At 64.0% G+C, this 8,163-nt stretch carries 7 protein-coding genes and 1 pseudogene; 2 read left to right on the top strand and 6 right to left on the bottom strand.

Translation table 11 applies throughout. The features are described from left to right. The 6 genes and pseudogenes from I8J29_RS21060 to I8J29_RS21035 all read right to left on the bottom strand — a co-directional run. A partial coding sequence (locus tag I8J29_RS21060; RefSeq protein WP_476703913.1) for a hypothetical protein occupies positions 1–245 on the bottom strand: 245 nt, incomplete at its 3' end. A gap of 121 nt (positions 246–366) precedes the next feature. After that, positions 367–1,419 carry an AAA family ATPase gene (locus I8J29_RS21055; RefSeq protein WP_208849455.1) on the bottom strand — a complete coding sequence of 351 codons (1,053 nt, stop codon included), beginning with the start codon at positions 1,417–1,419 and terminating at the stop codon, positions 367–369. Positions 1,420–1,836: 417 nt separating this feature from the next. Continuing rightward, positions 1,837–2,313, bottom strand: a complete 477-nt coding sequence (gene bcp / locus I8J29_RS21050) for a thioredoxin-dependent thiol peroxidase (RefSeq protein ID WP_208849454.1) — start codon at positions 2,311–2,313, stop codon at positions 1,837–1,839. Between the two features lie 46 nt (positions 2,314–2,359). Then, the gene (locus tag I8J29_RS21045; protein WP_208849453.1) at positions 2,360–3,151 is read right to left on the bottom strand and encodes an ABC transporter permease; all 792 of its coding nucleotides are present in this window, start codon (positions 3,149–3,151) and stop codon (positions 2,360–2,362) included. Positions 3,152–3,156: 5 nt separating this feature from the next. Next, entirely contained in the window at positions 3,157–3,951 is a 795-nt protein-coding gene (locus I8J29_RS21040) for an ABC transporter permease (protein WP_090639008.1), read from the bottom strand. 209 nt (positions 3,952–4,160) lie between these two features. Next, positions 4,161–5,204 (bottom strand): annotated as a pseudogene (locus tag I8J29_RS21035) (ABC transporter ATP-binding protein); the annotation flags it as partial. A gap of 261 nt (positions 5,205–5,465) precedes the next feature. On the opposite strand from I8J29_RS21035, the gene I8J29_RS21030 reads away from it, so the two are divergent. Next, positions 5,466–6,566, top strand: coding sequence for an LCP family protein (locus I8J29_RS21030; protein ID WP_208849452.1), 1,101 nt, complete (start codon positions 5,466–5,468; stop codon positions 6,564–6,566). 218 nt (positions 6,567–6,784) lie between these two features. Then, entirely contained in the window at positions 6,785–8,104 is a 1,320-nt protein-coding gene (locus tag I8J29_RS21025; protein ID WP_208849451.1) for a glutamate-1-semialdehyde 2,1-aminomutase, read from the top strand. The last annotated feature ends 59 nt before the right edge of the window (positions 8,105–8,163 follow it).

Here is an 8,163-nt window from a genome sequence, read left to right as displayed (position 1 = left end):
GCGAACCGGCCGCGCAGCCCGGCCGTCCCCGGAACGGGCGCGGCCACCGCGTCCGGCCGGCTGCCGTCCCCTGCGCCGGTATCCCGCGCCGGGGCGCCGCCGCTTCGCCTGTCCGCCGAAGAGCCTTGCTTCCCGGCCGCTCCCGCTCCCTGCTTGTCACCCGCGCCGGACGCCTTCGCGCCCGGCTTCGCCGCGTTGGCCGCTTGCTCGCGGTCCGCGCCCTGATTCGTTCCCGCCGTGCTCATCTTCCCACCGCTTTCCGTTTCGATTCGCGCGCCGATCTCGCCGAGCGCGCACAAGCCCCTTCATCCGCGATCCGCGCGGCTCCCCGCGCGCGGCCCGCCATGCCCCGCACCTATCGCGCCGTCAACGCCTGCGGCCGCCTTCGGACGCCGGCATCGGCACCGGCGCCGCCGCCACGATATCCGACAGCACCTTCGCCGCCGTCCGCCCTTTCACCCACGCCTCGTCCCGCACGAGCAGCCTATGGGCCAGCACGGGCTCCGCCGTCCCCTTCATGTCGTCCGGCACGACGTAACGCCGGCCCGCGACGTACGCCGCCGCCTGCGAGGCGCGCACCCAGTCCAGCGTCGCGCGCGGGCTCGCCCCGAGCTGCAGCTCCGCCGAGGCGCGGGTCGCGCCGACGACGTGCACGGCGTACGCGAGCAGCGCGGGATGCACGTGCACCGACTGGGCGTCCTTCTGCATCCGCATCCATTCCTCCGGCACGATGACCGGCCGCAGCAGCTCCGGCAGCAGACGCTGCCGGCCGGAAGCCAGCATGCCGATCTCGTCCTCCGGCGCCGGATAGCCGATCGACAGCCGCATCATGAACCGGTCCAGCTGCGCCTCCGGCAGCGGGTACGTGCCGTCGTCGCGCAGCGGATTTTGCGTCGCGAGCAGCATGAACGGCTGCGGCAAAGGCCGCGTCTCCCCGTCGGCGGACACGCTCCGCTCCTCCATGGCTTCGAGCAGCGCGGACTGCGTGCGCGGCGGCGTGCGGTTGATCTCGTCGGCCAGCACGACGTTGGCCATGAGCGGCCCTTGGCGAAAGACGAGCTCGCTCCGCTTGCCGTCCCACACCATCCCGCCGACGACGTCCGCGGGCTGCAGGTCCGACGTGAACTGAATGCGCCGGAACTCCCCGCCGATCACCCGCGCGATGGCGCGCACGAGCAGCGTCTTGCCGACGCCGGGCACGTCCTCGAGCAGCACGTGGCCGCCCGCCAGCAGCGCGCCGAATACCCGCGACACGACTTCCTCCTTGCCGAGCAGCACGCTGTTCACGCGCGCCAGCATCAGCTGCAGCGACTGCTGCGCCGCCTCGGGCCACAGGTCCGCCTCCGCCGCGAAATGGGGCTCCGCCGCCCCGTTATCCCCTTGCTGCGATTGTTTCGTTGTCGATGGTTTCAGTATCATGCCGATTTCATCTCCTACTCTTCCAAACCTAGTGAAATGCTCTACTTGCTAGTTTCGCCACCAAACGCCCGCTTTACACCTTTCGCCCGCGCGGACGCCAAAAATCCGCCGACGCCGGAGCATCCCGTTCGCCCCGCAGCCCGCGCGCAAACGCCGCCTCCCGCCGCCGGGAAAGCCGAAGCATGCGAAATGCCACCGGGCGACGCAAAAAAGGCGTCCGCGCAAGAGCCGGTACATGCCGGCTTGCGCGAACGCCTTGGTCACGACGGGACCCGCTCCGTGCGCGGGTCCTGCTTCCTTCCCCTAAGCTTTTACAGCTCTATTGCTCTTCTGCCTTTTTGCTCTTTTGCTCTTCTGCTCTTTTGCTCTTCTGCCCTTTTGCTCTTTTGCTCATACCGCTAGTACAGCTCTAACCCCTCACAGCTCGCTGGCCGCCGCCAGCACTTCCTGCACGTGACCCTTCACGCGCAGGTTGCGCCATTCCCGGACGAGCTTGCCCTTCTCGTCGATCAGGAACGTCGAGCGCACGAGGCCCATGTATTCGCGGCCGTACAGCTTCTTCATCTGCCAGACGCCGTACAGCTCGCATACCTTGTGCTCCGTGTCGGCCAGCAGCTCGAACGGCAGCTCGTACTTCGCCGCGAACTTCTCGTGCCGCTCCGCCGGATCGTTGCTGATGCCGAGCACGACGGTGTTATGCTTCCCGAACTCCGCGTAGGCGTCGCGAAAATCGCACGACTCCTGCGTGCACGCCGGCGTCAGGTCCTTCGGATAGAAGAACAGCACCACTTTATGCCCGGCGAACCGGCTGAGGCGGACCTCCCGTCCGCCCATGGCCGGCAGCGCGAAATCCGGCGCTTTTTTCCCCACGATCGCTTTCGCTTTCACTGGCATCGCCCACATCTCCCTTCGTTCGTAGACCGTGCTTCGGCGCGTTCCGTCACGAGCCCGCGCCCCGGTACCGCTTGACGCCGTGGTTCCAGACCAGCAGCCCGAGGCCGAACACGGCGACGCCCATGAGCGGCGTGTACGGCGCCAGGTCCGTCAGCCCCGTCTCGTTATGCCCGAGGAAGTACGACGCCGGGATAACGCCCGTGAAGGCGAACGGCAGCAGCCACGTCAGCAGGAACCGGATGACCTTGTTGTAAATGTTGACCGGATACCGGCCGTAAGCCGAGATATTGTACATCAGCGGCAGAATTCCCGTCGGCGCGTCCGAATAGAACGAAATCGCCGTCAGCGCCGTAAAGATCCCCGCGTAGATCAAGACGGAGCCGATCGTGAAGACGGCCAGCATCAGGAAGTCCGTCAGGTGGAACGCCAAGCCGAGCTCGCCCCAGCTGAGCGCCATGATGACGACCCCGACGAGCGAGCCGAACAGGGCCGGCGGATCGAGATTTTCGAGCAGCACCTGGTACAGGTTGTAGGCGGGACGCGTCAGCACGCGGTCCATCTCGCCTTTGACGATATACCGCTCGCTGAAGTTCCAGATGTTGAACAGCATGCTGAAGATGCCCGACGGCACCATGAAGTAGCCGTACACGAACACCACCTCGGCCTCGGTCCAGCCGCCGAGCGTCGGCGTATGCCGGAACACGATCAGGATGAAGATGAGGTTGACCGCCTGGAAGAGCAGGTCCGACAGCACTTCGATCCAGAAGTCGGCGCGGTAGCTCAGTTTGGTTTTGACGTAGTTTTTCATGTATTCCGTTGCGAGCGACCAATAAAACATGACCCTTACCCTCCTTGCACGAACAGCCGGCTTCGCGCCTGACGCCATACCCAGGCGATCGGCACGATCAGGACGACGAACCAAACGACTTGAATGCCCACGACCCGCAGTACTTCGTCCCCGGCGATCCGGCCGGTGAAGACGGAGCTCGGCAGGAACGTGATCGCCTGGAACGGCAGCCATTTCATCGTGACGGCCAGCCAGCCCGGAAAGAACGAGATCGGCACGATGACGCCGGAGAAAAGATCGACGAGCACCCGTTTCATGCGCAGCATCCCCTCGTTATTTTCGACGAAGAACGCGAACAAGCCTACGAGCATGTTGATCTGCGTATTAATAAGAAAGCTGAACAGCAGCATGACGAGATACACGGCCCACACGCCGGGATCCGTCGGCAGCTTGACCGGAAAGATCAGACAGACGATCGCGAGGCCCGGCCCCATGAAGAGCAGCAGCCGGAACAGCCCTTCGCCGAAGCCCTGCATCAGCTTGACGAACAGGTAGTTGTACGGGCGGATGAACTGCACGGCCACGCTGCCGTCGCGGATTTCGTTTGCGATCTCGCGGTCGAGGTTATTGAAGTAAAAAGCCCTTGCCATCCAGGAAACCGCGACGTACGTCGTCATTTGCGCGAGCGTGAAGCCGGCCAGCAGCTTCTGGTCCCCGTAGATCGCTTCCCACAGAAAATAGTACGCGCCGATGTTGATCGTGTAGATGACGATGCCGCTGTAATAATTGACGCGGTACGCCAGCATCATGAGAAACCGGATGCGGATCAGGTCCAGGTACGCGCTGTTCATCGCTTCGGCTCCTTGGCCGCGGACGCGCCCGCGCCGACCGGAACGGGCTCGCCGTCCGCGGACGCGGACGGCGCGGCGGCCGGTTCGGCTTGTCCGGCGGCTCCGGCATCCGCTTGGACCGAAGCTCCGGCACCGTCTTCCGCGCCGGTCTGCGGCGCATCGGCCGGACCGGCCGCATAGGACCGGCCGGCGGCTTCGGCGCGGCCGCCCGCATCGGCGCCCGCGCCGAGCTTCGCGGCCGCGTCGTTCGACGCCGAGCCGGAGGAGTAGATCTCGCGGACGATCTCGTCGGTATTGGTCTCCATGATCTTGATGTCGCGGATGTCCGACGTGCCGCCGACGACGCGCGCCAGCGCTTCCGAGACGTTCACCGCGTGCGGCAGCCACATCGTGGCCGTCAGCTCGTTATCGGCGGTCCATTCCACGCCGGCCAGACCGTTCGTCAGACCGCGCAGGGCGTCGATCGACGGCTGCTCGCCGAACTGGAACTGCAGCTCCCGGCCTTTGCTCCAGCGGTTCTTGAGCTCGTCCAAGCCGCCGTCGTAGATGATGCGGCCGTCGTCGAGCATGATCACGCGCGAGCAAAGCGCCTCGATGTCCTGCAGGTCGTGCGTCGTCAGCAGGATCGTCGTGCCCTGCTCCCGATTAATTTTTTTTAAGAATTCGCGGATTTCCGTCTTCACGACGATGTCGAGGCCGATCGTCGGCTCGTCCAGGAACACGATCGACGGGTTGTGCAGCAGGGACGCGACCAGCTCGCAGCGCATCCGCTGGCCGAGGCTGAGCTTCCGCACGGGCCGGTTCAGCAGGTCGCCGAGCTGCAGCCGCTCGACCAGCTCGTCGAGCCGCTTCTTGAACTCCGCTTCGGGCACGCGGTACACCTTGCGCAGCAGCTGGAAGGACTCGATGACGCCGATATCCCACCATAATTGGCTGCGCTGCCCGAAGACGACGCCGATGCCGCGGACGAATTTTTCCCTTTCTTTATAAGGCACGAAGCCGTTTACCATGAGGTGGCCCGAGGTCGGCACGAGAATGCCCGTGAGCATTTTGATCGTGGTCGATTTCCCCGCGCCGTTCTCGCCGATATAACCGCAAATCTCGCCCTGCGGGATTTGAAAGCTGATGTCCTTGACCGCGGTAATCTCGTTATACTGGCGCTTGAACAAGTCCTTCATCGCGCCGCCGAGGCCTTCCCGGTTCTTCTGTACCCGGAACTGCTTCCTTAAATCTTTGACGTCTATTGCCAGCATGAAGCATCCGGCTCCTCTCCGTTTCGACATTTCCTGGGAAATGTCCGCCCTATTCGTTCCTATCAGATAAAACTTGCTTCTCTACGACAATCCATTTTATAATTTTATGATATGTAATGCTATACCGGATTTTCAAGCCGGGCAACGCGATTGCCTCCGCTTTACGAAAGCCGAACACCTAAAATCGGACGTTATTCACTGCACCGAAACCGGTCGATCCTCATCCGTTTCGGGCTAATACAAGGAGGAAGCGAAACGAAAATGGCGCGCGCAAAAGCAAAGCAACCGAAACGCAAAAAGCCCTGGAAATGGGCGCTGTTCGGTGTATCCCTCGTGATTTTGGCGGTCGTCGGCTATTTTGTCTATCAGGCTTACGGCGTATATAACGGTCTCGATTCCCTGAGCAAACCGACCACCGATCCCAAATTCACGAACTACGAAGTGACGACGGCCGAGAAGCCGCCGGAATGGGAAGGCAAGGAACGGGTGAACATTCTGATCATGGGCGGCGACAACCGCGGTCTTCAGGAGAACGAGAAGGCCCGCTCCGACTCCATGATGGTCGTCTCCCTCGATCCGGTCAAGAAGGACATTCACCTGTTCTCCGTCCTCCGCGACACGTACGTGGACATTCAGGATCACGGCAGCGACCGGATCAACACCGCGTTCGCGGTCGGCGGTCCCGACCTCGCCATGCAGACGATCGGCGACGTGCTCGGTCTCGATATCCAATATTATGTGTACACGGACTTTGAAGGATTCAAGTCCGTCATCGACGCGATCGGCGGCATTCAGAACTTCGACGTCGAGAAGGACATGAACTACGTCGACAACGCCGACGGCAACCGGTACGACATTCACCTGAAGAAGGGCGTCCAGGACCTCGACGGCACGAAGGCGCTGCAGTACGTCCGCTTCCGCCACGACGCGCTCAGCGACTTCACGCGCACGGAGCGCCAGCGCAAGCTGCTCGGCGCCGTGGCCGACAAGATGAAGAGCGGTTGGAGCCTGCTGAAGATGAAGGACATCGTCGACAGCGTCCAAGGCTACATCAAGACCAACATCGGCGTCGACGACATGATCAAGCTCGGCCAGCTCGGCGTGAGCAGCCACATCGCCGGCCAGGCGCAGGTGCCTCCGATGGACCTGATCAGCGGCGAGAAGGTCGGCGGCGCGTCGGTGCTCGCCATCTCCGACGAAGACAAAGTGCTGCAGTTCGTTCAAGACGAGCTGCAGAAGGATTCGACGGTCGCGCCTCCGGCGGACGCGCAGGGCGCGAACGGCGCGAGCGGCGCGGTGACGAACTCGTCGGACGGCAAGACGGGCGGCAGCGGCGACACCGCGAACGGCTCGAACGATTGATTTCGAATCATTCTTTCCGGCGATTCGATCGAACGCGCGCATTCAAACGAACCATCTGACGATTCATACGGCGTGTACGAGAAGGGAGCGAACCGGTGCGGCCGGCCGCTCCCTTCTTTGTTGTGCTCCGCCGTGCGGCGGAGGTACAATAGGTTATTGCGAGTTTGTCTTACATATTGCCGGCGGCGTTCACCCCGCCGATCAAGGAGGCCCCATCCATGTCCACTACGCATCGTCCGCGCTCGGAAGCGTTATACGCCGAAGCGCTGCAGCATATCGTCGGGGGCGTCAACAGCCCCTCCCGTTCGTTCAAGGCCGTCGGCGGCGGCGCGCCGGTCTTCATGAAGCGCGCGAAAGGCGCCCATTTCTGGGACGTCGACGACAACCGCTACATCGACTACTTGTGCGCTTACGGCCCGATCATTACCGGCCACGCGCATCCGCACATCACCGAGGCGATCGCCGCGGCCGCCGCGAACGGCACGCTCTACGGCACGCCGACGGAGCTCGAGATCACGCTCGCGCGGATGCTGAAGGACGCGATCCCGTCGCTCGACAAGGTCCGCTTCGTCAATTCCGGCACGGAAGCCGTCATGACGACGATCCGCGTCGCCCGCGCCTACACGAAGCGCAGCAAAATCATCAAGTTCGCCGGCTGCTACCACGGCCACTCCGATCTCGTGCTCGTCGCCGCGGGCTCCGGCCCGTCGACCCTCGGCATTCCCGACAGCGCCGGCGTGCCGGTCAGCATCGCAAGCGAAGTCATTACCGTGCCGTTCAATGACTTGGACGGCCTGCGCGCGGCGCTGGACGCCTTCGGCGAAGACATCGCCGCCGTCATGGTCGAGCCGATCGTCGGCAATTTCGGCATGGTCATGCCGAAGCCCGGCTTCCTCGAAGGGCTCTGCCGGATGGCTCGCGAGGCGGGCGCCCTCGTCATCTACGACGAAGTCATCAGCGCCTTCCGTTTCCATTACGGCAGCGCCCAGACGTTCGCCGCGTTCCCGGACCATGCCGCCATCGAGCCCGATCTGACGGCGCTCGGCAAGATCATCGGCGGCGGACTGCCGATCGGCGCCTACGGCGGCCGCAAGGCGGTCATGGACCAGGTCGCGCCGCTCGGTCCCGCCTACCAGGCCGGCACGATGGCCGGCAACCCGGCCTCCATCTCCGCCGGCATCGCCTGCCTGGAGGTGCTGCGGCAGCCCGGCGCGTACGAGCGCATGGACGCCCAGGCGGCCCGGCTCGCGGACGCGCTGCGGGCGTCGGCGGACAAGCACGGCATCCCGCTGACGATCAACCGCATCCGCGGCTCGTTCTCCGCGCATTTCTGCAGCCATCCCGTCACCGATTACGACGAGGCGCAGGATACCGACGGCGAGCGGTTCGCCCGCTTCTTCCGCCTCATGCTGGACCGGGGTATCTGCCTCGCGCCGTCGAAGTACGAGGCGTGGTTCCTGACCACGGCGCATACGGACGCGGACATCGACGCGACGATCGCGGCGGCCGAGCGCGCCTTCCAAGCGCTGAAGGACTGAAGCCGGCACAGCCGCTGGCGATCCCGCCGTCAATCGCCGCCCGACACCATAAAGACGCC

This window comes from Paenibacillus artemisiicola (genome assembly GCF_017652985.1).
Taxonomy (GTDB): domain Bacteria; phylum Bacillota; class Bacilli; order Paenibacillales; family Paenibacillaceae; genus Paenibacillus_Z; species Paenibacillus_Z artemisiicola.
The sequence above is the reverse complement of the archived record's forward strand: the minus strand, read 5'-3'. Positions and strand labels throughout refer to the sequence as shown.

Coding starts and splice junctions, on each gene's coding strand:
- I8J29_RS21025 (WP_208849451.1), top strand. CDS start 6,785: ATGTCCACTACGCATCGTCCGCGCTCGGAAGCGTTATACGCCGAAGCG.
- I8J29_RS21055 (WP_208849455.1), bottom strand. CDS start 1,419: ATGATACTGAAACCATCGACAACGAAACAATCGCAGCAAGGGGATAAC.
- I8J29_RS21040 (WP_090639008.1), bottom strand. CDS start 3,951: ATGAACAGCGCGTACCTGGACCTGATCCGCATCCGGTTTCTCATGATG.
- I8J29_RS21030 (WP_208849452.1), top strand. CDS start 5,466: ATGGCGCGCGCAAAAGCAAAGCAACCGAAACGCAAAAAGCCCTGGAAA.
- bcp (WP_208849454.1), bottom strand. CDS start 2,313: ATGCCAGTGAAAGCGAAAGCGATCGTGGGGAAAAAAGCGCCGGATTTC.
- I8J29_RS21045 (WP_208849453.1), bottom strand. CDS start 3,151: ATGTTTTATTGGTCGCTCGCAACGGAATACATGAAAAACTACGTCAAA.